Annotated in this window: 23 protein-coding genes and 1 tRNA gene; 15 read left to right on the forward strand and 9 right to left on the reverse strand. The window is 68.7% G+C overall.

The annotated features are described in order from the left end of the window. Together C8P69_RS20465 and C8P69_RS20470 are read right to left on the reverse strand one after the other, a co-directional pair. A partial coding sequence (locus tag C8P69_RS20465; RefSeq protein WP_211353852.1) for a porin occupies positions 1–158 on the reverse strand: 158 nt, incomplete at its 3' end. A gap of 589 nt (positions 159–747) precedes the next feature. Beyond that, positions 748–1,158, reverse strand: coding sequence for a hypothetical protein (locus tag C8P69_RS20470; RefSeq protein ID WP_108179316.1), 411 nt, complete (start codon positions 1,156–1,158; stop codon positions 748–750). A gap of 302 nt (positions 1,159–1,460) precedes the next feature. Here C8P69_RS20470 and C8P69_RS20475 point away from each other — a divergent pair, with 302 nt between their 5' ends. From C8P69_RS20475 to ppx, 8 genes are all read left to right on the forward strand, one after another. Next, on the forward strand, positions 1,461–3,023 hold the full coding sequence (locus tag C8P69_RS20475; RefSeq protein WP_146167393.1) for an OmpA family protein: 1,563 nt from the start codon (positions 1,461–1,463) through the stop codon (positions 3,021–3,023). A 124-nt stretch (positions 3,024–3,147) separates the two neighbouring features. Next, positions 3,148–4,926 (forward strand): aspartate--tRNA ligase, encoded by a 1,779-nt coding sequence (aspS, locus tag C8P69_RS20480; RefSeq protein WP_108179318.1) that lies wholly within the window; start codon positions 3,148–3,150, stop codon positions 4,924–4,926. Beyond that, positions 4,923–5,819, forward strand: coding sequence for an alpha/beta fold hydrolase (locus C8P69_RS20485; protein ID WP_245902160.1), 897 nt, complete (start codon positions 4,923–4,925; stop codon positions 5,817–5,819). Before aspS ends, C8P69_RS20485 begins: the two co-directional genes overlap by 4 nt. A gap of 97 nt (positions 5,820–5,916) precedes the next feature. Next, entirely contained in the window at positions 5,917–6,447 is a 531-nt protein-coding gene (locus tag C8P69_RS20490; protein WP_108179320.1) for a CDP-alcohol phosphatidyltransferase family protein, read from the forward strand. A gap of 100 nt (positions 6,448–6,547) precedes the next feature. Next, complete coding sequence (locus C8P69_RS20495; RefSeq protein WP_108179321.1) at positions 6,548–7,651, forward strand: AI-2E family transporter; 1,104 nt, start codon at positions 6,548–6,550, stop codon at positions 7,649–7,651. 1 nt (position 7,652) lies between these two features. Beyond that, the gene (locus tag C8P69_RS20500) at positions 7,653–8,354 is read left to right on the forward strand and encodes an HdaA/DnaA family protein (RefSeq protein ID WP_108179322.1); all 702 of its coding nucleotides are present in this window, start codon (positions 7,653–7,655) and stop codon (positions 8,352–8,354) included. Between the two features lie 89 nt (positions 8,355–8,443). Next, positions 8,444–10,711 (forward strand): RNA degradosome polyphosphate kinase, encoded by a 2,268-nt coding sequence (locus tag C8P69_RS20505; protein ID WP_108179323.1) that lies wholly within the window; start codon positions 8,444–8,446, stop codon positions 10,709–10,711. After that, positions 10,644–12,224: an exopolyphosphatase gene (gene ppx, locus C8P69_RS20510; protein WP_342750214.1), complete on the forward strand. Its 1,581-nt coding sequence runs from the start codon at positions 10,644–10,646 to the stop codon at positions 12,222–12,224. The genes C8P69_RS20505 and ppx overlap by 68 nt, the downstream gene beginning before the upstream one ends. On the opposite strand, the gene C8P69_RS20515 is transcribed toward ppx, so the two are convergent. Continuing rightward, positions 12,214–12,666 (reverse strand): winged helix-turn-helix transcriptional regulator, encoded by a 453-nt coding sequence (locus C8P69_RS20515; protein WP_108179324.1) that lies wholly within the window; start codon positions 12,664–12,666, stop codon positions 12,214–12,216. The two genes, ppx and C8P69_RS20515, sit on opposite strands and share 11 nt — an antisense overlap. Before the next feature lie 115 nt (positions 12,667–12,781). On the opposite strand from C8P69_RS20515, the gene C8P69_RS20520 reads away from it, so the two are divergent. From C8P69_RS20520 to proB, 4 genes are all read left to right on the forward strand, one after another. After that, positions 12,782–13,348, forward strand: coding sequence for an NADPH-dependent FMN reductase (locus C8P69_RS20520; protein WP_108179325.1), 567 nt, complete (start codon positions 12,782–12,784; stop codon positions 13,346–13,348). Between the two features lie 160 nt (positions 13,349–13,508). Next, positions 13,509–15,530 (forward strand): acetyl-CoA carboxylase biotin carboxylase subunit, encoded by a 2,022-nt coding sequence (gene accC / locus C8P69_RS20525; protein ID WP_108179326.1) that lies wholly within the window; start codon positions 13,509–13,511, stop codon positions 15,528–15,530. A gap of 82 nt (positions 15,531–15,612) precedes the next feature. After that, positions 15,613–15,697 (forward strand) — tRNA-Leu (locus C8P69_RS20530). Between the two features lie 82 nt (positions 15,698–15,779). Continuing rightward, positions 15,780–16,916 carry a glutamate 5-kinase gene (proB, locus tag C8P69_RS20535; RefSeq protein ID WP_108179327.1) on the forward strand — a complete coding sequence of 379 codons (1,137 nt, stop codon included), beginning with the start codon at positions 15,780–15,782 and terminating at the stop codon, positions 16,914–16,916. A gap of 241 nt (positions 16,917–17,157) precedes the next feature. Here proB and C8P69_RS20540 read toward each other — a convergent pair whose 3' ends face one another. Together C8P69_RS20540 and C8P69_RS20545 are read right to left on the reverse strand one after the other, a co-directional pair. Next, positions 17,158–18,027, reverse strand: a complete 870-nt coding sequence (locus C8P69_RS20540; protein ID WP_108179328.1) for an HpcH/HpaI aldolase/citrate lyase family protein — start codon at positions 18,025–18,027, stop codon at positions 17,158–17,160. Between the two features lie 4 nt (positions 18,028–18,031). Further along, positions 18,032–18,538 (reverse strand): MaoC family dehydratase, encoded by a 507-nt coding sequence (locus tag C8P69_RS20545; protein WP_108179329.1) that lies wholly within the window; start codon positions 18,536–18,538, stop codon positions 18,032–18,034. A gap of 94 nt (positions 18,539–18,632) precedes the next feature. Here C8P69_RS20545 and C8P69_RS20550 point away from each other — a divergent pair, with 94 nt between their 5' ends. Continuing rightward, complete coding sequence (locus C8P69_RS20550) at positions 18,633–19,670, forward strand: lytic transglycosylase domain-containing protein (RefSeq protein ID WP_245902161.1); 1,038 nt, start codon at positions 18,633–18,635, stop codon at positions 19,668–19,670. Positions 19,671–19,795: 125 nt separating this feature from the next. Beyond that, the gene (locus C8P69_RS20555) at positions 19,796–20,986 is read left to right on the forward strand and encodes a DUF2336 domain-containing protein (RefSeq protein ID WP_108179330.1); all 1,191 of its coding nucleotides are present in this window, start codon (positions 19,796–19,798) and stop codon (positions 20,984–20,986) included. A gap of 21 nt (positions 20,987–21,007) precedes the next feature. Here the strand turns inward: C8P69_RS20555 and C8P69_RS20560 are convergent, their stop codons facing one another. From C8P69_RS20560 to C8P69_RS20570, 3 genes are read right to left on the reverse strand one after another with little or no spacing between them, the layout of a single operon-like run. Further along, positions 21,008–21,616, reverse strand: a complete 609-nt coding sequence (locus C8P69_RS20560) for an Hpt domain-containing protein (RefSeq protein ID WP_108179331.1) — start codon at positions 21,614–21,616, stop codon at positions 21,008–21,010. 10 nt (positions 21,617–21,626) lie between these two features. Next, entirely contained in the window at positions 21,627–22,172 is a 546-nt protein-coding gene (locus C8P69_RS20565; RefSeq protein WP_108179332.1) for a response regulator, read from the reverse strand. 54 nt (positions 22,173–22,226) lie between these two features. Beyond that, positions 22,227–23,009: an NAD kinase gene (locus C8P69_RS20570; protein WP_245902162.1), complete on the reverse strand. Its 783-nt coding sequence runs from the start codon at positions 23,007–23,009 to the stop codon at positions 22,227–22,229. 29 nt (positions 23,010–23,038) lie between these two features. Between C8P69_RS20570 and cutA the strand changes: the two genes are divergently transcribed. Continuing rightward, positions 23,039–23,374, forward strand: a complete 336-nt coding sequence (cutA, locus tag C8P69_RS20575) for a divalent-cation tolerance protein CutA (protein WP_170118322.1) — start codon at positions 23,039–23,041, stop codon at positions 23,372–23,374. 4 nt (positions 23,375–23,378) lie between these two features. Here the strand turns inward: cutA and C8P69_RS20580 are convergent, their stop codons facing one another. Then, entirely contained in the window at positions 23,379–24,125 is a 747-nt protein-coding gene (locus tag C8P69_RS20580) for an SDR family oxidoreductase (RefSeq protein WP_108179333.1), read from the reverse strand. Between the last annotated feature and the right edge of the window lie 28 nt (positions 24,126–24,153).

Here is a 24,153-nt window from a genome sequence, read left to right on the forward strand (position 1 = left end):
TCGGAACCCGGGATGAAGAAGAAGCCCGCGCCGTAGGTGTCGCAGATGCGAACGTACTCGGCGGGAGCAGCCTTGCCCGGGAGATCCGCTGCCTGGGCGCCCGAGAGGGCAATGAAGCCCGCCGCAGCGCCGAGAAGAAGGCTCTTAACCGTCTTCATGTTGTAGACCTCCAAATGTTTCTCCTGAGGGAGCCTGGTTCCGCGCCGTTGGACGGCTTTGGTTCCGATATTCCCCGTGTGGCCGCCTTTTCTGCTGTCGTGGCTGTCTGCCGTTCGACCCCAGGAAGGGCGGTGCGACCGGGGTGCCCCCCTTCGTCGCAGGGTCACCTTTACCGATGCCCTTGCGTCGATCAATCGAAACAAGCGCCGCAGAGGCCGTGTGGAAAGGCTTTGGCAAGGACTGTTGCAGGAAGGACACGCGCGTTTTAACCGCAGTCCGCCACGTCACAGCATCCGCAATCCGTTGAAATATCGAACAAAAAGGCAATTCACGCCGGCGTGAACGGGTTAACGTCTCCCGCGTCCGATCCGCGGCCTTGTCGGCAAAGCCAGCGGTTTTGGCGGTATGTCGGTAGGTTCTCCACGCGCCGGGGGCGTGGAATCGCGCCGTTTTGGAACAGCGGCGCCCAAGGGGGGGCAAATGCCTCGCGGGCCGCCCTCCAGAACCGCTGAACCCCACGGGGCCGAAGGCGCGCCGCGGGGTTCATGGAGTTTGCGCCAGGACCAGTTCGTCCGTCGAATCGCGGGATCAGCAGGCGCCGGCGCTGCGGCTGTAGGGTTGCGAGTCGCGGCGGGCGCTGGCGAGGGCGGAGGCGGCGTCCTGCTCGGTGCGGGCACTCGAGAAGGCGTTCTCGTAGGCGACCGCCCCCAGCGAGGTCATCGGCCCCGAGTCGAACTGGATGGCATAGAGTCGCTGATTGGAGCGCGGGTCGTAGCCGATGGCGGCGACGGCGCGCAGGCAGAACTGCCCGACCGGCACGGTGCGGATCGACACGGTCATCCGGTTGGAGCGCTGGTCGATCGTGCCGTCATTGCTGCCGTGGCCACCGCCGCCGCCGCCACCACCGCCGCTGAAGCTCTGGGCGAGGGCAAGGCCGGGGCCGGCCGCGAGGAGGGCGGCGAGGACCAGTGCGGGACGGATCGAACGGGGCATGGACATGGGGCTTCCTCGTCTCGGGCGCTTCGTCCGGGCTCGGTGATCGGCGATGTGCGATCAACGGCGCCGGGACGCCGCCGGTTTCATTGAGGCGCGGCGACCGGGCGAGGCCCGGCACGCTCCGCTCTCCTTATAAGTATGCGCTGCCGCTGCCGGAGGCCAGTAGCGGTCGCGTGAGCGCGCGCGAGCGCGGCGGCCGGCAGGCGCGCGCGGCGTCTTTTCCCTTGCGTGGCGACGGGGGCGGCGGCATGTCCGCACCACCGGCGCGCCGATGCCGGATTCGGACGAACTGGCGGGGGATGATGATGGCGGCTGCAGGTCGGATCCGTTTCGCTGTCGCCGGCTGGCTGGCGCTGGTCGCCGCCCTGGTGCCGGCGCCTGAGCGTGCTCATGCGGAGACAGGCACGCAGCTCTCCCTCGTGCGCGAGGGGGATCTCGTCGCCATCGGCGGGGTCCTGCCGGATGAGGCGACGCGCGAGGCGCTGGCGGCTGCGCTTCGCGCTGCAGGCGGCGACATCGCCACGATCGATACGACCGAGATCCGTCCCGACGCACCGGCCGCCTTCCGCGAGGCCGCCACCTGGGCCGGGGCCATCATCGCCCGGCTGAAGCCCGGAGCGGTCCTGGTCTCCGGCACGACCTTGACCGTCGAGGGCCGCCCCGACGGCCTCGCCGGCGCCGATGCGGTCCGCGCGGCCCTTGCCGCCCTGCCGACCGGCTTCACCCTGCAGCGCGAGGCGCTTAACCCCCCGCGGGTCGCACCCTTCACCCTCACGCTCTGGCGCAGCGGCGACACGGTGCGGATCGCCGGTGTGGTGGCCTCGCCGGAGGATCGCGATGCCATCGCGGCCTTCGCCCGCTCGCTTGGCCTTCAGCCCGAGGGCGGCGCAGCGGTCGCTGCCGGGGCTCCCGCCGGGATCGACTGGGCCGGCGCGGCCCGGTTCGGCCTCATGCAGCTCGCCCGGCTCAGGGGCGGCGAGGTGCGAATCGTCGATCGCAGCCTCTCCGTCACCGGCGAGCCCGCCGACCGTGCCGGCTATGTCGCGGTGAACCGGGCCCTGCGCGAGGGGCCGGGCGCCGCTGTCGGCGTCACGGTCGCCAGCGCCACCATCGCCGCCCCCGTGGTGTCGCCCTTCCGCTGGGCGGCGGTGAAGCGCGACGGACGCGTGCTGCTGCGGGGCTATGTCTCCTCGGAAGCCGAGCGCGTCGAGATCCGGTCGGCGGCCGAGGCGCTCGCCGCGCCCGCCACCGTCATCGACGAGCAGGAGCTGGCCTCCGGGGCGCCCCAGGGCTTCGTGACGGCAGCCATTGCCGGGGTCGGCCACCTCGCCCTCGTGGAGACGGGCGAGGCGAGGCTGGAGGGCACGAGCCTCGCCGTCACCGGCCGCGTGCCGGACGCCGCATCGGAAACGGCGGCGCGCGCCGCCATCACCGGGTCTGCTCCGTTCGGGTTCACGGTCACCACGACGCTGACAGCCCCCGCCGCATCGCCGCCGCCCCCGGCGCCGCCGGCCTGCATCGCTGCGGTCGCGGCGGAACTCGCGCAGGGCGGCATCGCCTTCCGCATCAGCCGCGACGTGATGGAGCCGGCGAGCCAGGCGCGTCTCGACCGGGTGGCGCAGGCCATGAACACCTGCCCCCGCGTCCGCTTCACCATTGCCGGCCACACCGATTCCGACGGCATCGCGGCCCAGAACGTCGACCTGAGCCAGCGCCGGGCGCAGGCGGTCGTCGCCCATCTCATCCGCCGCGGCGTCGAGGCAGGCCGCCTCCTCGCCGAGGGGCATGGCGCGACGCGGCCGCTGGTTCCGAACGACAGCCCTGCCAACAAGGCGCGCAACCGCCGCATCGAGATCGTCGCCCGCTGACCTCCCCATTGCCGCGCCGCTTCCCGCCGCTTCCGTTTGAAGACGGCGCATCCATCCGTTAAAGGGACGCAACTCCCGTTCGGCCCGGCGCGCCAAGCGCCCACCAGAAGACCCTGAGGCTTCCATGCACCGCTACCGTTCCCACACCTGCGGCGAGCTGCGCTCAACCCATGTGGCCGAGACCGTCCGGCTGTCCGGCTGGTGCCACCGCATCCGCGACCATGGCGGCATCCTCTTCGTCGACCTGCGCGACCATTACGGCATCACCCAGTGCCTCGCCGATCCGGATTCGCCGGCCTTCAAGGCGCTGGAAGCCTGCCGCGCCGAGTGGGTCATCCGCATCGACGGCCGGGTCAAGGCGCGCGACGAGGGGCTGAAGAACCCCAAGATCGGCACCGGCGACGTCGAGGTGTTCATCACCGACCTCGAGGTGCTCGGCAAGGCGGACGAGCTGCCGCTGCAGGTCTTCGGCGACCAGGACTATCCGGAGGAGACGCGGCTCAAGTACCGCTTCCTCGACCTGCGCCGCGAGAAGCTGCACAAGAACATCATGACCCGCGGCGAGGTGATCGACGCCATCCGCCGGCGCATGAAGGGCCAGGGCTTCTTCGAGTTCCAAACGCCCATCCTGACGGCCTCATCGCCGGAAGGCGCCCGCGACTTCCTCGTGCCGAGCCGCATCCATCCCGGCAAGTTCTACGCGCTGCCGCAGGCCCCCCAGCAGTACAAGCAGCTCATCATGATGAGCGGCTTCGACCGCTACTTCCAGATCGCGCCCTGCTTCCGCGACGAGGACCCGCGCGCCGACCGCCTGCCGGGTGAGTTCTACCAGCTGGACCTCGAGATGAGCTTCGTCGAGCAGGAAGACGTCTTCGCCTCGGTCGAGCCGGTCATCCGCGGCGTCTTCGAGGATTTCGCCGAGGGCAAGCCGGTCACTCAGAAGTTCCCGCGCATTCCCTATGCCGAGTCCATGCGCAAATACGGCTCCGACAAGCCGGACCTGCGCAACCCGCTGGTGATGCAGGGCGTCTCGGATCATTTCCGCGAGTCGGGCTTCAAAGTCTTCGCGCGGATGCTGGAAGATCCGAAGAACGAGGTCTGGGCGATCCCCGCGCCGGGCGGCGGCTCGCGTGCCTTCTGCGACCGGATGAATTCCTGGGCGCAGAGCGAGGGCCAGCCTGGCCTTGGCTACATCATGTGGCGCGAGGGCGGCGAGGGCGCCGGTCCCATCGCCAACAATGTCGGCCCTGAGCGCACCGCCGCGATCCGCGACCAGCTCGGCATGAAAGAAGGCGACGCGGCCTTCTTCGTCGCCGGCAATCCCGAGAAGTTCGTGAAGTTCGCGGGCCTTGCCCGCACCAAGGTGGGCGAGGAGCTGAACCTCATCGACAAGGACCGGTTCGAGCTCGCCTGGATCGTCGACTTCCCCTTCTACGAGTGGAACGAGGACGAGAAGAAGATCGACTTCTCCCACAATCCCTTCTCCATGCCGCAGGGTGGCCTTGAGGCGCTGCAGAGCCAGGATCCGCTGTCGATCAAGGCCTTCCAGTACGACATCACCTGCAACGGCTACGAGATCGCCTCGGGCGGCATCCGCAACCATCGCCCGCAGGCCATGGTGAAGGCCTTCGAGCTCGCCGGCTATTCCGAGGAGACGGTGATCGAGCGCTTCGGCGGCATGTATCGCGCCTTCCATTACGGCGCGCCGCCCCATGGCGGCATGGCGGCCGGTATCGACCGCATCGTCATGCTGATCTGCGGCGTGCAGAACCTGCGCGAGATCTCGCTCTTCCCGATGAACCAGCGGGCGGAAGACCTGCTCATGGGGTCGCCGAGCGAGGCGACCCCGAAGCAGCTGCGCGAGCTCTCCATCCGCATCGCCGTGGATCCGAAGAAGCCGTGAGCGGGGCAGGGGGCATGGAGGGCGTCCAGGGCGGTTTCACCAGCCGTTTCGTCACGTCCTCCGATGGACTGAAGCTCCATGCCCGCCTCTATGGGCAGCCGGTCAGTGGCCGGCTGCCGGTGCTGTGCCTGCCGGGCCTGTCGCGCAATGCCGGTGATTTCGACGTGGTGGCGCGGGCGCTTGCTGCCGAGCGGCAGGTGGTCGCGCTGGATTATCGCGGGCGCGGCCTCTCGGACCGCGATCCGAACTGGCAGAACTATGCGCTGCCCGTCGAGCTGAACGACCTGCTCGCCGTCACCACGGTGCTGGGCCTCGAGCGGGCCGTGTTCCTCGGCACCTCGCGGGGCGGGCTCCTCACCATGCTCACCACGGCGGCGCGGCCGACCCTCATCGCCGGCGCCATCCTCAATGACATCGGCCCGGTCATCGACGGGGCGGGCCTTGCCCGCATCAAGAGCTATCTCGGCCGCCTGCCGGGCCCGGCCAACTGGGACGAGGCGGTGACGCTGCTCAAGACCATCTCGCAGTCACGCTTTCCCGCGCTCACCGACGAGGACTGGCGGCGCCAGGCCGGCAGCATCTGGATGGAGCGCGAGGGCAGGCTGGAAGCCGCCTTCGATCCGGCGCTGGCCAAGACCCTGGAAGCGGTAAACTTCGACCAGCCGCTGCCGACCCTCTGGCCGCAGTTCGACGGACTGGGTGCCGTGCCGGTCATGGTCATCCGCGGGGCCAATTCCGACATCCTGTCGGAGGGCACCGTCGCCGCCATGGCGGCGCGGCGGCCGGACCTCGACATCCTCACCGTGCCGGGGCAGGGCCACGCACCGCTTCTGAACGACGCGCCGTCGATCACCCGCATCCAGGCCTTCGTGCGGCGCTGCGACGCGGCCTGACGGCGTCTGGCCTCTGCATAGGCCTTTGCGCCGCCTTGGAATCCGAACAGGCGGCCACTAAGGTCCGCCTCCCGGGGGCTGCATCGACTGCGCGACAGTGAACATTCCGAATCTTCTCACGCTGCTGCGCATCCTGCTGGTGCCGATCGTCGTCTGGGCGATCGCCCAGAAGCAGATGGAAATCGCCCTCGCGGCCTTTGTCGTGGCCGGCGTGACGGATGCGGTCGACGGCTATATCGCCAAGCACTTCAACCAGCAGACCGAGCTCGGCGCCTATCTCGATCCGCTCGCCGACAAGGCGCTGATCGTCTCGATCTACGTCTCCCTCGCCATTTTCGGCTTCATTCCGCCCTGGGTGGCGATCCTCGTCGTCTCCCGCGACATCATGATCGTCGGCGCCGTGGTGCTGGCGACGCTGATGGAAAAGCCGCTCACCATCCAGCCACTGATGGTCTCGAAGGCCAACACGGCCGCGCAGATCATCTTCGCCGCGCTGGTCCTCGCCGCCCAGGGGCTCAAGATCGACCTCGGATGGGCCATCATGATCGCCATGTACGCGGTCGCCGGCCTCACCCTGGCGTCAGCCGCCGCCTACATGGTCGGCTGGACCCGGCACATGTCGACCTGACTGCGGCGCAGCACCGCGCCCCTTGAAAGCCGGGCCGCGCCTTGCGACCTTGGCCTTGCCCAGCATCGACCCGCGCCGCGGGACGCAGAGAGGATCACCGGTGACGCTCCAGAGACAGGTCGGCTTCTGGATCGGCGGCCTCGCCGTGCTGGCGCTGGCCCTCTACGTGCTGCGCGGCATTCTCCTGCCTTTCGTCGCGGGCCTCGCGCTCGCCTATTTCCTCGATCCTTTCGTCAGCCGGCTCGAGCGCCTGCGGGTGCCGCGGGTCGTCGGCGCGCTGGCTGTCATCGGCACCTTCGTCGTCGTCTTCATCGTGCTGATGCTGCTGATCGTGCCGGTGCTCGCGACGCAGCTCACCGCCTTCGTGGCGCGGCTGCCGAGCTATGTCGTGCAATTGCAGGCGCTGGCCACCGAGCAGAACCGCGAATGGCTGCAGCGGGTCCTCGGCGACCGGCTGCCCGACGTCTCCCGCAGCGTTGCCGAACTCGTGACGCAGTCGACGGGCTGGATCGCCAGCTTCGTCCAGCAGAGCTTGTGGGCGGGCGGCGCGACCTTCATCTATCTCTTCGGCCTCGCCGTGATCACGCCCGTCGTCGCCTTCTACCTGCTGAAGGACTGGACGCGGATGATGGACAAGGTCGATTCCTGGCTGCCGCTGCCCCACAAGGAGACGATCCTCGGCCTGATGCGCGAGATGAACATCGCCATGGCGGGTTTCGTGCGCGGGCAGGCCACGGTCTGCCTCGTGCTGATGATCTATTACGGCATGGCCCTGAGCGGCGCGGGCCTGAATTTCGGCCTGCTGATCGGGCTCGGCACCGGGTTCCTCAGCTTCATCCCCTATGTCGGCTCGATCACCGGCCTGATGTTCGCCGCGGGCGTCGCCATCGTCCAGTTCTGGCCAGACTGGACCATGGTCTTCGTCATCCTTGCCATTTTCGGCATCGGCGTCTTCTTCGAGTCCTACGTGCTCTACCCGAACCTCGTGGGTGAATCGGTCGGCCTGCATCCGGTCTGGCTGATGTTCGCCCTCTTCGCCTTCGGCGCCCTGTTCGGCTTTGCCGGGCTGATGCTCGCCGTGCCGCTCGCCGCCTCCATCGGCGTCTTGACGCGGTTCGCCATCAGGCAATACCTCGCGAGCCCGCTCTATACGGGCGTCACGCGGCCAGAGCCGCTTGGAGGTCCGGCACGTCCGGAGAGGTGAGATGGTCCCGACCGCACCGCGGCCCGGTCCGCGGCAGATGGCCCTGGATCTGGCGCTGCCCGAAAGCCTGTCCCGCGATGATTTCCTCCCCGCGCCCTGCAATGCCGCGGCGCTCGGGCTCGTCGAGGGCTGGCCGGACTGGCCGGCCAAGACCGTCGCGCTGATCGGTCCTCCGGGGGCGGGGAAGAGCCATCTCGGGTCGATCTGGGCCGACATCGCCGGTGCCCGACGGGTCGCGGCGCGCGATCTCGCCGGCATCGTGCCGGCCGATGCGCTGGCGACCGGGGCGCTGCTCCTGGAAGATGCCGGACCGCGCACCTCCGAGGTCGCGCTGTTCCATCTCCTCAATGCCGCGCGCGAGGAGGACGCCTTCCTGCTCCTCACCGCGCGGGAGGCGCCGGTCTCCTGGGGCGTCGGCCTCAAGGACCTCGCCTCGCGGCTGAGGGCGTTGCCGGTCGTTGCGCTGGAGGAGCCGGAGGATGCGCTGCTGCGCGCCGTGCTGGTCAAGCTCTTCGCGGATCGGCAGCTCGTGGTCGACGGCGACATCGTCGAATATCTGGCGCGGCGGATGGAGCGCTCGCTCGATGCGGCGCGCCGCCTCGTCGCCGAACTGGACCGCGAGGCGCTGGAGACCGGGCGGCGGCTGACCCGGCCGCTGGCGGCGCAGGTCCTCGACCGGGTGATGCAGCCGAACTTGTTTTGACGGCTCGCGTTCAAGCTGTTTGACGGCCGTCACAGTGCCGTCATGATGGCGGGCGAAGGGTGACCACCAACCCGCCCGAAAGGTTCAGCATGACCGCCGCCGAGACGAAGAAGGATGCGACAGCCCGCGTCGCCGCCGAGGTCAAGGGGCTCGGGCGCAACCAGTCGGCCGCCGCGGCCTCCGCCGTGCGCGAGGTCGCCAAGCCGACCTTCGTCAGCGATCTGATCGACAAGCCGGAGCGGTTCATCAACCGGGAGTTGTCCTGGCTCCAGTTCAACCGGCGTGTCATGGAGGAGGCCTCCAACCGCAACCATCCGTTGCTGGAGCAGCTGCGCTTCCTCTCCATCTCGGCGAACAACCTCGACGAGTTCTTCATGGTCCGTGTCGCCGGCCTACGGGGACAGGTGCGACAGGGCGTCGGCACGGTCTCGCCGGATGGGCTCACGCCCGCCGAGCAGCTCGCCAAGATCTCGGAAGCGGTAGCGAGCCTTGCCTCGGACCAACAGATGCGCTGGCGCGAGCTGCGCGAGGACCTCCTGCACGAGGGGATCGTGCTGGTCGACGCCCATGACGTCACCAAGGCGGAGCGCGCCTGGCTGGAGGATCATTTCCTCGGCCATGTCTTCCCGGTGCTGACGCCGCTCGCCATCGACCCGGCCCATCCCTTCCCGTTCATCCCCAATCTCGGCTTCACCGTCGCGCTGGCCCTGCAGCGCATCGCCGATGGCCGCTCCATGCGTGCGCTCATCCGCGTGCCCGCCAAGATCGAGCGCTTCATCAAGCTGCCGGATCTCGCCGAGACCGGCGCGAAGCGTTTCGTGACGCTGGAACAGACGGTCGGCCTGTTCATCAACCGGCTCTTCCCCGGCTACGACGTGAGGGGGCAGGGCGCCTTCCGCATCATCCGCGACAGCGACCTCGAGATCGAGGAAGAGGCCGAGGATCTCGTCCGCCATTTCGAATCCGCGCTGAAGCGCCGCCGCCGCGGCTCGGTGATCCGCCTCGAGGCCGAGGCCTCCATGCCGGACGACCTGCGCCAGTTCATCGCCAGCGCGCTGGACGTCCATGAGGACGAGATCTTCCGCGTCGAGGGCGTGCTGGCGCTGAACGAACTCGCCCAGCTCGTCTCGCTGGAGCGGCCCGACCTGAAATTCGTGCCCTATGCGCCGCGCTACCCCGAGCGCATCCGCGACCAGGGCGGCGACTGCTTCGCCGCGATCCGCCAGAAGGATCTGGTCGTCCACCACCCCTATGAGAGCTTCGACGTGGTGGTGCAGTTCCTCAACCAGGCGGCGCGCGACCCGAATGTCGTCGCCATCAAGCAGACGCTCTACCGCACCTCCTCCGACTCGCCGATCGTCAAGGCGCTGGCCGAGGCCGCCGAGGCCGGCAAGTCGGTGACCGCCCTCGTCGAGCTCAAGGCCCGCTTCGACGAGGAAGCCAACATCCGCTGGGCCCGCGACCTCGAGCGCGCCGGCGTCCAGGTCGTCTTCGGCTTCATCGAGCTGAAGACCCACGCGAAGCTGTCGATGGTGATCCGCCGCGAGGGCGAGAACCTCGTGACCTACTGCCATGTGGGCACGGGCAACTATCACCCGATCACCGCGCGCATCTACACCGACCTGTCCTATTTCACCGATGACCCGGTCATCGGCCGCGACGTCGCCCGCATCTTCAACTTCATCACCGGCTATGCCGAGCCGCAGGAGCTGGAGGCGATGGCCATCTCGCCGCTCAGCCTGAAGAAGAAGCTGCTGGAGCACATCGCCGAGGAGATCGCCTTCGCCAAGGCCGGCAAGCCCGCCGCCATCTGGCTGAAGATGAACTCGCTGGTCGATCCGATGCTGATCGACGCGCTCTATGCGGCGAGCCAGGCGGGGGTGCGCATCGACCTCGTCGTGCGCGGCATCTGCTGCCTGCGTCCGGGCGTGCCCGGCCTGTCGGAGAACATCCACGCCAAGTCCATCGTCGGCCGCTTCCTCGAGCACAGCCGCATCTATGCCTTCGGCGGTGGCCACGGCCTGCCCCATGCCAAGGCGCGGGTCTATCTGTCCTCGGCCGATCTGATGCCGCGGAACCTTGACCGCCGCGTGGAGGTTCTCTGCCCGGTGGTCAATCCGACGGTCCACGAACAGGTGCTCGACCAGATCATGATCGCTAACCTCAAGGACAACCAGCAGAGCTGGCGTCTCTTGCCGGACGGGACCTCGGAGCGTATCAAGCCGGCCGAAGGCGACGAGGCCTTCAACGCCCATCAATACTTCATGACCAATCCGAGCCTGTCGGGACGTGGAAAATCACTCAAAGAATCGTCTCCCCGTCGCTTCGCCAGCCGGGTCGAGCGGGCCGCAGAGTGACCTTTTCGAGATCGCGCCCGGGCGGCTGCAGCTCGGGCCGACCATCGGCGTCATCGATATCGGCTCCAATTCCGTCCGCCTCGTCGTCTATGAGGCGCTGACGCGCTCGCCGACGCCGATCTTCAACGAAAAGGCGCTGTGCGGCCTCGGCCGCAACGTGCAGACCTCGGGCCGCCTGTCCGACGACGCGGTGGCCAAGGCGCTCGCCTCCATCCGCCGCTTCCGGGCGCTCTGCACCCAGCTGCGCGTCGGCGAGCTGCACGTGCTGGCCACCGCCGCCGTGCGCGATGCCGCCAACGGTCAGGATTTCATCGCCGCCTGCGAGGCGATCTGCGGCGTGCCGCTGCGCCTCCTCTCCGGGCGCGACGAGGCGATGTTCGCCGCCCTCGGGGTGGTCTCCGGCATCCACGATCCCGACGGCATTGTCGGCGACCTCGGTGGCGGCTCCCTCGAACTCGTCGACATTAAGGGCGAAAAGATCGGGCAGGGCGTGACGCTGCCGCTCGGCGGCCTCGCCCTCCAGGACACGTCCGGCCAGTCCGTGAAGAAGGCCGAGCGCATCGCCGCCAAGCTCGTCTCCAAGGTCGACGTGCTGAAGAAGGGCAAGGGCCGCACCTTCTATGCGGTCGGCGGCACCTGGCGCTCGCTCGCCAAGCTCCACATGGCCCAGCGCGGCTATCCGCTCAACGTCATGCATGGCTATGCGCTGTCGGGGAAGGAGATCGCTGATTTCTGCTATCTCGTCAGCCGCCAGCCGACCGACACGATCTCGCGCATCGACGTGGTGGCCGAAAGCCGCCGGCCGCTGCTCGCCTATGGCGCGCTGGTGCTGGAGGCGGTGGTCCGCGCCGCCAAGGTCGACCGCGTCGTCATCTCCGTCACCGGCGTGCGCGAGGGCCTGCTCTATTCGCTCCTCGACGAGGAGGAGCGCGCCACCGATCCGCTGATCTCCGCCGCCCGCGAGCTCTGCCTCCTGCGCTCGCGCTCGCCGCGCCATGGCGAGGAGCTCATCGCCTGGACGGACCGGTTCATGGAGGTCGCCCATCTGGAGGAGAGCGGCGAGGAGCGGCGCTTGCGTCACGCCGCCTGCCTGCTGGCCGATATCGGCTGGCGCGCCCATCCCGACTATCGCGGCGAGCAGAGCCTCAACATCATCGCCCACGCCAATTTCGTCGGCGTCGATCATCCCGGCCGCGCCTATATCGCGCTGGCGAGCTTCTATCGCCACGAGGGCCTGCTCGACGAATTCATGTCGCCGCGCATCCGTGAACTGGTCGGCGTGCGCCTGCTCGACCGTGCCCGCATTCTCGGCGCGGCGATGCGGGTGGCCTATCTCGTCTCGGCCGCCATGCCCGGCGCGCTGCCGCGCGCGCCGCTGGCGGTGGAGGACCGGCGGCTGGTGCTGACGCTGTCCGGCGACCTCGGCGGGCTCGCCGGCGAGCGGCTGTCGAACCGCCTGCGCACCCTTGGCCGCCTTGTCGGCCGCGACAGCGAGCTGCGCGTCATCCCTTGAGGGCGCTTCCCGCCGCCTTGGCCGTCGGCCTGGCCGACGGGGGAGGGGCAGCCTTGCCATGCAACCGGTCGAAGCGGGCGCGGGCCGCGTCCATTTCGTCCTTGTGGGCGAAGGCCCAGTTGCCCAGCGCCTCGATCGGGCCCATCAGCGACCGGCCGAGATCCGTCAGCTCGTAATCGACGCGGGGCGGCACGGTCGGATGGACGGTGCGGGTGACGAGGCCGTCGCGTTCCAGGCCCCGCAGCGTCAGGGTGAGCATGCGCTGCGAGATGGCGCCGATCTCGCGGCGCAGTTCGTTGAAGCGGCGGGGGCCGCGGCGGCCGAGAAGCCGCACCACCAGCACCACCCATTTGTCGCCGATCCGCGCCAGGACCGGCTTCACCGCGGCGCAATCCTCGGGTCCCTCGGCGAGGGCGGTTACATCGGTGTGACCTCGTTCCATGGCTGTGCCTCCTTGAACCCGCGGTGATAAGTTACCAGAATAGCCTCGGTTACAAAGAGTAACCACGAATTCCGCATCGCGTCAGCCGATGGTCGGCGGCGCTAGGGAGAACCCGATGAGCCTCAAGCTCCACACCATCATCACCAGCACGCGGCCCGGCCGCGTCGGCCCCCAGCTCGGCACCTGGTTCAACGACGTCGCCAACGCCCATGGCGGCTTCACCTCCGAGCTGGTCGATCTCGCGAGCTTCAACCTGCCGGTCTTCGACGAGCCGAACCATCCGCGCATGGCGAAGTACGAGAAGGAGCACACCAAGGCCTGGTCGGCGAGCGTGAAGGCCGCCGACGCCTTCGTCTTCGTGACGCCCGAGTACAATTACGGCGTCTCGCCGGCGCTCTACAACGCGCTGACCTTCCTCGCCCAGGAATGGGCCTACAAGCCGGCCGGCTTCGTCGCCTATGGCGGCGTCTCGGGTGGCCTGCGCGCCGTCCAGCAGATCAAGCCGACGCTGACCACGCTGAAGGTCATGCCGATCCCGCAGGCCGTCGCCGTGCCGGGCTTCGGCTCCTGGCTCGGCCCGGACGCCAAGTTCACCCCGAACGACCTCATGGCCACCAGCGCCAAGGAGGTCCTCGATGAACTGGTGAAGTGGGCGACGGCCCTGAAGCCGCTGCGCGGCTGACCGGCGCCTGCGGACCCGTCCGGCAGGTAATTTGCATGGTGGAGACGGCCCGGTGCGACACCGGGTCGTCATCCCATTAGCTGAGTGGACGCCGACGAGCCCGTGGCTCTAGAACGCCTCCATTCTCTCCACTGTGCGTGCCGCCGGAAAGACTTCCTGCATGTTCAAGAAGATCCTGATCGCCAACCGCGGCGAGATCGCATGCCGCGTGATCAAGACGGCGCGGAAGATGGGGATCAAGACGGTCGCGGTCTATTCGGACGCCGACCGTGACGCCATGCATGTCGAGATGGCTGACGAGGCCGTCCATATCGGTCCGCCGGCTGCGGCCGAGAGCTATCTCGTCATCGACAAGATCATCGCCGCCTGCAAGCAGACCGGCGCCGAGGCCGTCCATCCGGGCTACGGTTTCCTGTCGGAGCGAGAGGCCTTCGCCCAGGCGTTGAAGGACAACGGCATCATCTTCATCGGCCCGAACCCGCATGCCATCGCGGCCATGGGCGACAAGATCGAGTCGAAGAAGGCGGCGGCTGCGGCCAAGGTCTCGACCGTGCCGGGCTTCCTCGGCGTGATCGAGGACGCGGCCCACGCCACCCGCATCGCCGACGAGATCGGCTATCCCGTGATGATCAAGGCCTCCGCCGGCGGCGGCGGCAAGGGCATGCGCATCGCGAATTCGGCCTCGGAGGTCGCCGAGGGCTTCACCTTGGCGAAGTCGGAGGCCAAGTCCTCCTTCGGCGACGACCGCGTCTTCGTCGAGAAGTTCATCGTCAATCCGCGCCACATCGAGATCCAGGTCCTCGGCGACAAGCACGGCAACGTCATCTATCTCGGCGAGCGCGAATGCTCGATCCAGCGCCGCAACCAGAAGGTCATCGAGGAGGCGCCGTCGCCGCTCCTCGACGAGGCCACCCGCCGCGCCATGGGCGAGCAGGCCGTGGCGCTGGCCAAGGCCGTGAACTACGATTCCGCCGGCACGGTGGAGTTCGTCGCCGGGCAGGACAAGTCGTTCTACTTCCTCGAGATGAACACCCGCCTGCAGGTGGAGCATCCGGTGACCGAGATGATCACCGGCGTGGACCTCGTCGAGCAGATGATCCGCGTCGCCTATGGCGAGAAGCTCAGCCTCACCCAGGACCAGGTGAAGCTGAAGGGCTGGGCGGTCGAAAGCCGCATCTATGCCGAGGACCCGTACCGCAACTTCCTGCCGTCCATCGGCCGGCTCGTGACCTACCGCCCGCCGGCGGAAGGGCCCGCGGGCGACGCCATTGTGCGCAACGACACCGGCGTCTACGAGGGCGGCGAGATCTCGCTCTACTACGATCCGATGATCGCCAAGCTCGTCACCTGGGCGCCGACCCGCGACAAGGCCATCGCCGCGCAGGCCGATGCGCTCGATGCCTTCGCCATCGAGGGCATCCAGCACAACATCCCCTTCCTCGCCGCGCTGATGCAGCACCCGCGCTGGCAGTCCGGCAACCTCTCCACCGGCTTCATCGCCGAGGAATATCCGGAAGGGTTCAAGGCCCGTCCGCCCGAGGGCGATGCGGCCGGGGTCATGGCGGCGGTCGCCGCCTTCATCGACCACATCCAGAACGTCCGGAAGCGGAAGATTTCCCACCAGATGCGCCAGGGCCACCGCGTCGCCTTCGACCGCGACCGCGTGGTGCTGATGGCAGGCAGCCGCCACGATGTTCAGGTCTTCGAGGATGACGGGCTCATCGCCGTGCGCCTGCTCGATGGGGCCGGCGGCACGGAGCTGCGCACCCACACCGTCGCCTCGTCCTGGACGCCGGGCCAGCCGGTCTTTGCCGGCAAGGTCGATGGCAAGGTGGTGAACCTGCTGGTGAAGGCCATCCCGAACGGCGTGACGCTCGCCTATCGCGGCATCGCCACCACGGCGCATGTCTATACCCGCCGCGAGGCCGAGCTCGCCGCGCTGATGCCGGTGAAGACCGCCGCCGACACGGGCAAGAAGCTGACCTGCCCGATGCCCGGCCTCGTCAAGTCGATCGCCGTGTCCGTCGGCCAGGAGGTCAAGGCGGGCGAGGCGCTCTGCGTCGTCGAGGCGATGAAAATGGAGAACGTGCTGCGCGCCGAGCGGGACGGAAAGGTCAAGTCCATCGCCGCCAAGGCGGGCGACAGCCTGGCCGTGGACGCGGTGATCATGGAGTTCGAATGAGGTTGTCGACAGAGCGTTCTTTGAGCCTTGCGGCCACCGAAACGCTCTGCTAGACAGCCGCCTCGCCGGGGCAACTCGGCATGCGGTCGTGGCGGAACTGGTAGACGCGCTACCTTGAGGTGGTAGTTCTTAACCGAGTGGAGGTTCGAGTCCTCTCGACCGCACCAATTTCCTGAAGAACCCCAGCAAGGTCGCCACCCTGCTGGGGTTCTTGGTTTCAGGCAGCCCCTCAGCGTCCGGCACAGCCCTATGGCCCCTTCCGATTCACCCCCCGCGCTTGGCGCCTTCCGCCGCATCGTCGTGAAGGTCGGCTCCTCGCTGCTCGTCGATGGTGCCAAGGGCGCGCTGCGCCAGGGCTGGCTGGAGACGCTCGGCGCCGACATCGCCCGCCACGCGGCCCGCGGCGCCGACGTGCTGGTGGTCTCCTCGGGCGCCATTGCCCTCGGCCGCACGCTGCTAAAGCTTCCCAAGGGGCCGCTGGAGCTCGAGCAGAGCCAGGCGGCCGCCTCAGTCGGCCAGATCGCGCTGGCGCGCGCCTGGTCGGAGGTGCTGGGCCAGCACGGCATCGTCGCCGGCCAGATCCTCGTGACCCTCCACGACACCGAGGAGCGCCGCCGCTATCTCAATGCCCGCAACACGATGGAGACGCTGTTCGGCGTCCGCGCCGTGCCCGTGGTCAACGAGAACGACACGGTTGCGACCGACGAGATCCGCTACGGCGACAACGACCGGCTGGCGGCCCGCGTCGCCACGATGGTGGGCGCCGACTGCCTCGTGCTCCTCTCGGACATCGACGGGCTCTACACCGCCCCGCCGCAGAAGGACCCCTCCGCGACCCTCATTCCCGTCGTGCCGCGCATCTCGCCGGAGATCGAGGCCATGGCGGGCGGCGCTGCCTCGGAACTGTCGCGAGGCGGCATGACCACCAAGATCGAGGCCGGCAAGATCGCCACCACCGCCGGCACGACCATGGTCATCGCCTCGGGCAAGCACGACGCGCCGCTGTCGCGCATCGAATCGGGCGGGCCCTGCACCTGGTTCCTCACCCCCACCCATCCCGTCACCAGCCGCAAGAAGTGGATCGCCGGCTCGCTGGAGCCGCGCGGCGTGCTCTGGCTCGACGCAGGCGCCGTGGACGCCCTGCGGGGCGGCAAGAGCCTGTTGCCGGCCGGCGTGCGCAAGGTCGATGGCGCCTTTGAGCGCGGCGACTGCGTGGTGGTCCGCGGGCCCGACGGGGCGGAGATCGGCCGCGGCCTCGTCGCCTATGACGCGGTGGCGGCGGTGCAGATCATGGGCAAGAGCTCGAAGGCCATCGAGGCCGTGCTCGGCTACAAGGGCCGCAACGAGATGATCCACCGCGACGACCTCGTCCTCGCGGCGGAGTAAGGGCAGGGGGCTACGGCTCCTTCAGCCCCTCCCGATCCCCTTTTGATGGCCCCTCACCCTTCCCTCTCCCCGCAAGCGGGGAGAGGGGTCGACAGCGTCGTACTCGACCTGACACCGTTTTGGCCTGGTGAGAGGGTGTCAAAGTCTTCCAAACGTCGAAGTCCCCCTCTCCCCGCTTGCGGGGAGAGGGAAGGGTGAGGGGCATTGTGGAACGGCTGCGGTTCCAAAAACGGAACTGCGTTCAGCGCCCAGCGCGCTTCAGGAGCCGCTCGGCGCGGGTCAGGTGCGGGCGGTCGAACATCTCGCCGCCAATGTTCACGACGCCGGCGCCGGGCTGCGCCGCAAAGGCCGCCACGACCTTCTGCGCTTCGGCAATCGCCGCCTCGTCGGGCGTGAAGACGGCGTTGATGACCGGCACCTGCGCCGGATGGATCGCCATCTTGGCGGTGAAGCCGTCGCGGCGGGCCTCCTCGCATTCGCGCCGCAGGCCATCCTCGTCGCGGAACGCCGGGAACACCGTGTCGATGGGCTGCACCTCGGCCGCCACCGCCCCCATGAGGCAGAGCGCGCGCGCAAGGCGGAAGGGTTCGGTGTGGCGGCCATCCGCGCCGCGATTGGTCTCGGCGCCGATATCGGCGGAGAGGTCCTCGGCGCCCCAGGTGAGGCCGGAGAGCCGCGGGCTCGCGCCCTGGTAGCTGCCGAGGGTGAAGACGGCCTTTGCCGTCTCGGTGGCCACCACGGTGATGCGGATGCGCCCCTCGGGGAGAGCCGCGAGGGCTTCGCGCGTCGTCAGCTTGGCGTCGAGATGGGCGACGTCGCGGCCGCCTTCGGCCTTGGGCAGCATGATGGCGTCGGGCCGCGCCGCGACCACGGCATCGAGATCGGCATCGGTGAGGCCGGTATCGAGGGCGTTCACCCGCACCATGAGCAGCGGCCGCTGCGCCGTGCCGGCATGGGCGGCGAGGAAGGCGCGGGCGGTCTCGCGCGCCAGCGGCTTGTTGGCGGCCGAGACCGAATCCTCGAGATCGAGGATCAGCGCATCGGCTCCGCTCTCGAGGCCCTTGGCGAGCTTCTTCTCGGAATCGGCGGGCACGAAGAGGAGCGAGCGCATGGGCTCAGGCCCCGCGCTTGAGGACGAGGGACTGGCGTGTGCACTCGGCCACCAGCTTGTCGTTCTGGTTGAAGGCGCGATGGTGGAACTCGATCACGCCCATGGTCGGGCGCGACTTCGATTCGCGCTTGGCCGTCACCGTGCTCTCGCAATGGATCGTGTCGTTCTCGAAGAGCGGGTGCGGGAACTTCACGTCGGTCATGCCGAGATTGGCGAAGAGCGTGCCGTTGGTGGTGTCCGGCACGGAGATGCCGATGAGCAGGCCGAGGGTGAAGAGCGAGTTCATCAGCGGCTGGCCCCAGTCGGAGGCCTCGGAGAACTGCCGGTCGATGTGCAGGGGCTGCGGATTCATCGTCAGCGTCGAGAACAGCACGTTGTCCATCTGCGTCACCGAGCGGGTGATGCGGTGGCGGATGAGCTGGCCGACCTCGAAATCGTCGAAGTAGATGCCGCCGCGGGGATGGCGGCGGTCGTCGGTGATGACGGTGGTGGCGGTGACGCTGGCGGTCATGATCGGCCTCGGGCGGGGCAGGGCGTTACGACTTCGTTTACCATAATGGAGCAGGCTCCATGGTCACGGGTCCTTCCCTCCGGACATAACCGAGATGTTCCTCTTCCGCTCGTCAGCCGAACCGCAGAGCCGTCCCACGACGGCCACGGAAGCTGGCGTGAACCGGGTGGTTTCGGCCATCAAGGAGGCGGCCGAGAAGACCGGCGCCGGTTTCGACTACCTGCTGCGCACCGCCCGGCGCGAATCGAGCCTGCAGCCGGCGGCGCAGGCCTCCACCTCCAGCGCGCGCGGCCTCTACCAGTTCATCGATTCGACCTGGCTCACCATGGTCAGGGACGAGGGGCGCAATCTCGGCCTTGGAAAATATGCCGAGCAGATCGGCCGCGATTCCAGCGGACGCCCGACGGTGGCCGATCCGGCGGCGCGCCAGCAGATCCTCGCCCTGCGCGACGATCCGGCGGTCTCCGCGCTGATGGCCGGCGCCTTCACCAATCGCAACGCCACCGAGATCCGCTCGGCCACCGGTCGCAACCCGACCGAGGGCGAGCTCTACATGGCCCACTTCCTCGGGTCGGGCGGCGCCGTCCGGCTGATCAACGCCAACCAGAGCAACCCGCAGGCGACCGCCGCCCGGCTCTTCCCCGACGCGGCCGATGCCAACCGCCGCATCTTCTTCGATCAGGGCCGGCCGCGCACGGTCGCCGAGGTCTACCAGGTGCTCTCGGCCGGCCAGTCGCAGCCCTTCACGTCGACCGCCGCCACGGGAACGGCAACGACGCTTGCCGCGGCCACCGCCGCGCAGGAACAGGCCAGCGCCTGGTCGGCGATCCCCTCGATCAATGCCGATCCGGGCCGGCCCTTCCATTCGCTGTTCTCGGGCAATGGCGGCGGGCCGATCAACGCTTTCGTCGCGGCCACCTGGACCTCGCTCGGGCGCGACGCTGCGGCGGCCTCGCAGCGCGTCAATGTGGCCACGGCCCTCGGGCCCCAGGGCTCGTCCTCAAGCAGCAGCACGGCCACTTCCGCCGCCGGCGCCATGGGCGGGCCGTTCTATCCGGTGCGGGTCGACATGGCTCGGCGCGCCCAGCCGCTCGACCTGTCGAGCTTCCTGCGCCCCGACGTCCGGCGCTGATCCCTTTGCCAAATTTCACTTAAAAAGCATGGTGAACGCTTTGTTAAGCGGCGCACCCTAGTCTGTGTTCGGCAGCGTGAAATCCCGTTGCGTTCCAGTTCCTTGCCGCGGTTCAGGCAGTCCCGATGATCGTACGTCATTTCCTGCGGTGGATTCAGACGGCCCCGGCCGGTGACCGGGCCGATGCGACCGCGGCTCTCGCCCGCGCCTATCTCCATTCCGACCTCGGCCGCGAGGACAGCGCCGCCGCCGAGGCCGCGATGATCACCCTGCTCGATGATCCCTCGCCGCTGGTGCGGCGGGCCCTCGCCGATGCTCTCGCGCCCTCCGAGGACGCGCCGCACACGGTCATCGTCGGCCTGTTGCAGGACCAGGCGGAGATCGCCGCCATCGTGGCGCGGCATTCGCCGCTGCTGCTCGATGCCGAACTGGTCGATCTCGTCGGGGCGGGTGCGCCGCTCGTCCAGTATGCCGTCGCGCGCCGCGACCATGTCCCGGCGCCCGTCGCCGCCGCCATCGCCGAGGTCGGCTGTCTGGAGGCCTGCCTCGCCGTCGTCGCGCTCGACACGGTCGACGTGCCGGCCTTCTCCATCGACCGCATCATCGAGCGCTTCGGCGACGATGCCGACATTCGCGAGGCGCTGTTCGCCCGCGCCGACCTGTCGGCGGGTGCGCGCCAGGCGCTGGTGGTGAAGCTCTCCGCCGCGCTCTCCGCCTTCGTCGCCGGCCGCGCCTGGCTGCCCGAGGACAAGGCGCAGCGCATCGCCCGCGAGGCCTCCGACAAGGCGACCGTCGCCATTGCCGCCACCTGCGGCGGGGAGGGGATCGCGCCGCTCGTGCGGCACCTGCGCCAGTCCGGCCAGCTCTCCACCGGCCTCGTGCTGCGGGCGCTGCTCTCGGGCAATGTCAGGCTGTTCGAACAGGCGCTTGCCGAGCTCTCCGGCCTGTCGCTGCGCCAGGCCGCGGGCTTCGTCCATGACCGCCGCGGCGCCGGCTTCCGCGCCCTCTACGATCGCGCTGGCCTGCCGGTCTCGACCTATCCGGCCTTCCGCGCGGCGCTCGATGCCTGGCACGAGGACGGCCTGCCGTTCCAGCGCGGAGGCGATGCCCAGCTGCGCCGCCGCATGGTCGAGCGGGTGCTCACCGCCTATGCGCCGGTTGCCGACGGTGACCTCGACGTGCTGCTCGCCCAGCTTCGCCGCTTCGCGGCGGAAGCGGCCCGTGATGAAGCGCGCGCCTTCGCCCGCGACCTGGTGGCCGGGCGCGAGGCGCTGGATGATGAGGCGGTGGAGTTCCCGCTGGTGGCGGCCGCCTGAGGCGGCCGACGGGTCAATCGATCAGGGGACGATCGAGGGCGCGCCGTTGACGGCGACGAGCAGTTCCGTCGTCGCCTCGCCCAGGCGCTCGGAAAGCGTCACCGCCACCGGGTGATCCGTGCCCTTGGCATTCTCGCGCACGATGGCGCGGATCGCATCGACATGTTGCAGCACCAGCGCCACCGGCAGGCGCGTATCGTCGGCGATGCCGTCGAGAAGGGCGCACAGGCTCTCGGCGACACGGCCGGCCAGCGGATAGCCGAAGGTCGCCGCCTCGCCCTTGAGGTCGTGGGCGGCGGTGTAGACGGCCGAGCGGGTCGCCGCATCGAGGCCGGAGGCGGCGATGGCGTCGCGCGCCTTGGTCAGGCGCTCGACCTCCTTGGCCATCCAGTCGTCGAATTCGGAGGAGAGCTCGGCCAGCGCCGCCTCGGCGCGCTCGATGGCCTCCATGTCGAAGCCGAACTCGTCGACCTTGATCTTGGCCTTCTTGGAGAAGCTCTTGAGGTTGCGCTTCGGCGTGACGACCTCGTGGTCGGCGAAGGTGTCGATGCTGGCCTCGTCGAGGCCGCCCTTCTTGCCGGTGCGGACGGTCGGCTTGATCGGTGTCTTCGTGGCAGGCGGGTTGGTCATGGAAACGGCCTCACACGGAACTCTTGGTCTTGTCGAGCAGCGGGGCGACCTTGATCATCTCGGCCTTCTCGCCCTTCCGCCGCTCGGGTCCGACATAGCTTGAATTGTGGTTACGTCGGCGATCCGGGCCGAAAAATGTCTTCGTCTTGATGAAGGGACGCGGATTGACCACGACGTTGAGAATGCGCTGGTAGAGGGCCTTGGCGGAAATGGGCTTGGCCAGGAACTCGGTGACGCCGGCGTCACGCGCCTCGAGCACCCGCTTCTTTTCGGAATGGCCGGTCAGCATGATGATCGCGACATAGGGGTTCGCGTTGGCGCCAGGCTGGCGGATCATGCTGGTGAGCTCGAGCCCGTCGAAGATCGGCATCGACCAGTCGGTGATGACGATATCCGGCATGTAGTGGGTGAAGGCCTCGAGGCCCGCCGCGCCGTCTTCGGCCTCGTAGACCTCGCGGGCGCCGAAGCCATGCAGAAGGGTTCGCACGATGCGGCGCATGTGCGCGTTATCGTCGATCACGAGGAATCGCAGCCGGTTGAAGTCGATGCGGATCATCGCCGCTACCATACCGGCCGGCGATTAGCGGACCGTTAAGGCTGATGGCGGCCGTCAGGCGCCGAACTGCTCGCGCAGGATCCGCTCGTCGAGGCTGTGGCCGGGATCGTGCATCAGGATCATGGACTTGGTCCGGTCCATCTCCACCGAGACCTTGGCGACGTCGCGGACCTCGTGGTGGTCGGCGGTGGCGCTGACCGGGCGCTTGGCCGATTCCAGCACCTCGATGGTGAGTGCCACCCGGTCGGGCAGCAGCGCGCCGCGCCAGCGCCGGGGCCGGAAGGGCGAGATGGGGGTGAGCGCCAGCAGCGTCGCGTTGAGCGGCAGGATCGGGCCGTTCGCGGAGAGATTGTAGGCGGTCGAGCCGGCGGGCGTGGCGATGAGAACGCCATCGGCGATGAGCTCGTCCATGCGCGCATGGCCATCGACCGAGATGCGCAGCTTCGCCACCTGCGAGGTCTCGCGCAGCAGCGACACCTCGTTGATGGCCAGCGCGTCCTGCCGCTCGCCGTGGATGTCGATGGTGGTCATGGCCAGCGGATGGATCACCGAGCGTTCGGCGGTCCAGATGCGCTCGATCAGCCCATCCTCGGCATATTCGTTCATGAGGAAGCCGACGGAGCCGCGGTTCATGCCGTAGATCGGCTTGCCCGAGGAGATGTACTTGTGCAGCGTCTGCAGCATCAGGCCGTCGCCGCCGAGCGCCACCACGACCTCGGCCTCGTCACCCGCGACATTGCCATAGCGGGCAGTCAGCCGCTCGATGGCCTCCTGGGCCTCGGGCGCAGGCGAGGCGACGAAGGCGATCTTCTTCGGGTCGGGGCGCAGGTCGGCCAAGGGAAGATCCGCCGGACAGGGAGGAACAGGTGACGCGAACCGAGAAGCCGGATGACGTCGTGCTGGTCTATACGACCGCTGCGAGCCTTGTCGAGGCTGAGACCATCGCCGAGGAGCTGATGGAGCACCGGCTGATCGCCTGCGCCAACATCCTCCCCGGCATGCGCTCCCTCTACCGCTGGAAGGGCCAGGTGGAGCGCGCCGAGGAGGTGGTGATGATCCTCAAGACGGTGCGCTCACGCCTCGCCGAGGCGCAGGCCCGTTTCCGCGAGGCCCATTCCTACGACACGCCGGCCTTCCTGGTGGTCGACGTGCCGGAGGGGGACGAGGCCTATCTCGCCTGGCTCAGGGTCGAGACGGCCTGACGCCTCAGCCGCGCCCGACGAAGGGCATGTCATTGGCCATGATGGTCATGGTCAGGACGTTGACGTCGAGCGGCAGGTTGGCGACGTGGACCACGGCGTCGGCGACGTGGCGGACGTCCATGCGCGGCTCGACCTTGGTGGTGAAATCGGCCTGCAGGACGCCATTCGCCATGCGCTCGGTCATCTCGGTGGCGGCATTGCCGACGTCGATCTGCGAGCAGACGATCTTGTCGGCGCGGCCGTCCAGGGAGATGGCCTTGGTCAGGCCGAGCACCGCATGCTTGGTCGCCGTGTAGGGCGCGGAATAGGGGCGCGGCGCATAGGCGGAGATGGAGCCGTTGTTGATGATGCGGCCGCCCTTCGGGGTCTGCGCGCGCATCATCCGCATGGCCTCGCGGGCGCAGAGGAACGAGCCGGTGAGGTTGACGTCGACGACCTGGCGCCACTTCTCGATCGGCAGCTCGTCCAGCGGCACGGCCTGGGCGCCCATGCCGGCATTGTTGAAGAGCACGTCGATGCGGCCGAAGCGGTCCTTGACCAGCTTGAACAGGGCGGCGACGGAGGCCTCGTCCGAGACGTCGGTGGGGGCGGCGACGACGGTCGCACCGCCGGCCATCGCCACGGTCTTCTCCAGTTCGTCCTTGCGGCGGCCCGCCACGACAACGGCATAGCCCGCCTTGGCGAGCGCCAGGGCCGAAGCCCGCCCGATGCCGGAGCCTGCGCCCGTGACCACTGCGATACGCTGAGACATGCTGATCCTCCCGATGCGGCGGGCACTG

The sequence above is a fragment of the Phreatobacter oligotrophus genome, from assembly GCF_003046185.1.
GTDB classification, from domain to species: Bacteria; Pseudomonadota; Alphaproteobacteria; order Rhizobiales; family Phreatobacteraceae; genus Phreatobacter; species Phreatobacter oligotrophus.

What these genes read in the sequence shown, in the direction of transcription:
- C8P69_RS20560 (WP_108179331.1), bottom strand. Translation starts at nt 21,616, where the DNA reads ATGACCAACCCGCCTGCCACGAAGACACCGATCAAGCCGACCGTCCGC.
- proB (WP_108179327.1), top strand. Translation starts at nt 15,780, where the DNA reads ATGGCCCCTTCCGATTCACCCCCCGCGCTTGGCGCCTTCCGCCGCATC.
- accC (WP_108179326.1), top strand. Translation starts at nt 13,509, where the DNA reads ATGTTCAAGAAGATCCTGATCGCCAACCGCGGCGAGATCGCATGCCGC.
- C8P69_RS20470 (WP_108179316.1), bottom strand. Translation starts at nt 1,158, where the DNA reads ATGTCCATGCCCCGTTCGATCCGTCCCGCACTGGTCCTCGCCGCCCTC.
- C8P69_RS20540 (WP_108179328.1), bottom strand. Translation starts at nt 18,027, where the DNA reads ATGCGCTCGCTCCTCTTCGTGCCCGCCGATTCCGAGAAGAAGCTCGCC.
- C8P69_RS20565 (WP_108179332.1), bottom strand. Translation starts at nt 22,172, where the DNA reads ATGATCCGCATCGACTTCAACCGGCTGCGATTCCTCGTGATCGACGAT.
- aspS (WP_108179318.1), top strand. Translation starts at nt 3,148, where the DNA reads ATGCACCGCTACCGTTCCCACACCTGCGGCGAGCTGCGCTCAACCCAT.
- C8P69_RS20505 (WP_108179323.1), top strand. Translation starts at nt 8,444, where the DNA reads ATGACCGCCGCCGAGACGAAGAAGGATGCGACAGCCCGCGTCGCCGCC.
- C8P69_RS20500 (WP_108179322.1), top strand. Translation starts at nt 7,653, where the DNA reads ATGGTCCCGACCGCACCGCGGCCCGGTCCGCGGCAGATGGCCCTGGAT.
- C8P69_RS20550 (WP_245902161.1), top strand. Translation starts at nt 18,633, where the DNA reads ATGTTCCTCTTCCGCTCGTCAGCCGAACCGCAGAGCCGTCCCACGACG.
- C8P69_RS20555 (WP_108179330.1), top strand. Translation starts at nt 19,796, where the DNA reads ATGATCGTACGTCATTTCCTGCGGTGGATTCAGACGGCCCCGGCCGGT.
- C8P69_RS20580 (WP_108179333.1), bottom strand. Translation starts at nt 24,125, where the DNA reads ATGTCTCAGCGTATCGCAGTGGTCACGGGCGCAGGCTCCGGCATCGGG.
- C8P69_RS20475 (WP_146167393.1), top strand. Translation starts at nt 1,461, where the DNA reads ATGGCGGCTGCAGGTCGGATCCGTTTCGCTGTCGCCGGCTGGCTGGCG.
- C8P69_RS20520 (WP_108179325.1), top strand. Translation starts at nt 12,782, where the DNA reads ATGAGCCTCAAGCTCCACACCATCATCACCAGCACGCGGCCCGGCCGC.
- C8P69_RS20515 (WP_108179324.1), bottom strand. Translation starts at nt 12,666, where the DNA reads ATGGAACGAGGTCACACCGATGTAACCGCCCTCGCCGAGGGACCCGAG.
- C8P69_RS20545 (WP_108179329.1), bottom strand. Translation starts at nt 18,538, where the DNA reads ATGACCGCCAGCGTCACCGCCACCACCGTCATCACCGACGACCGCCGC.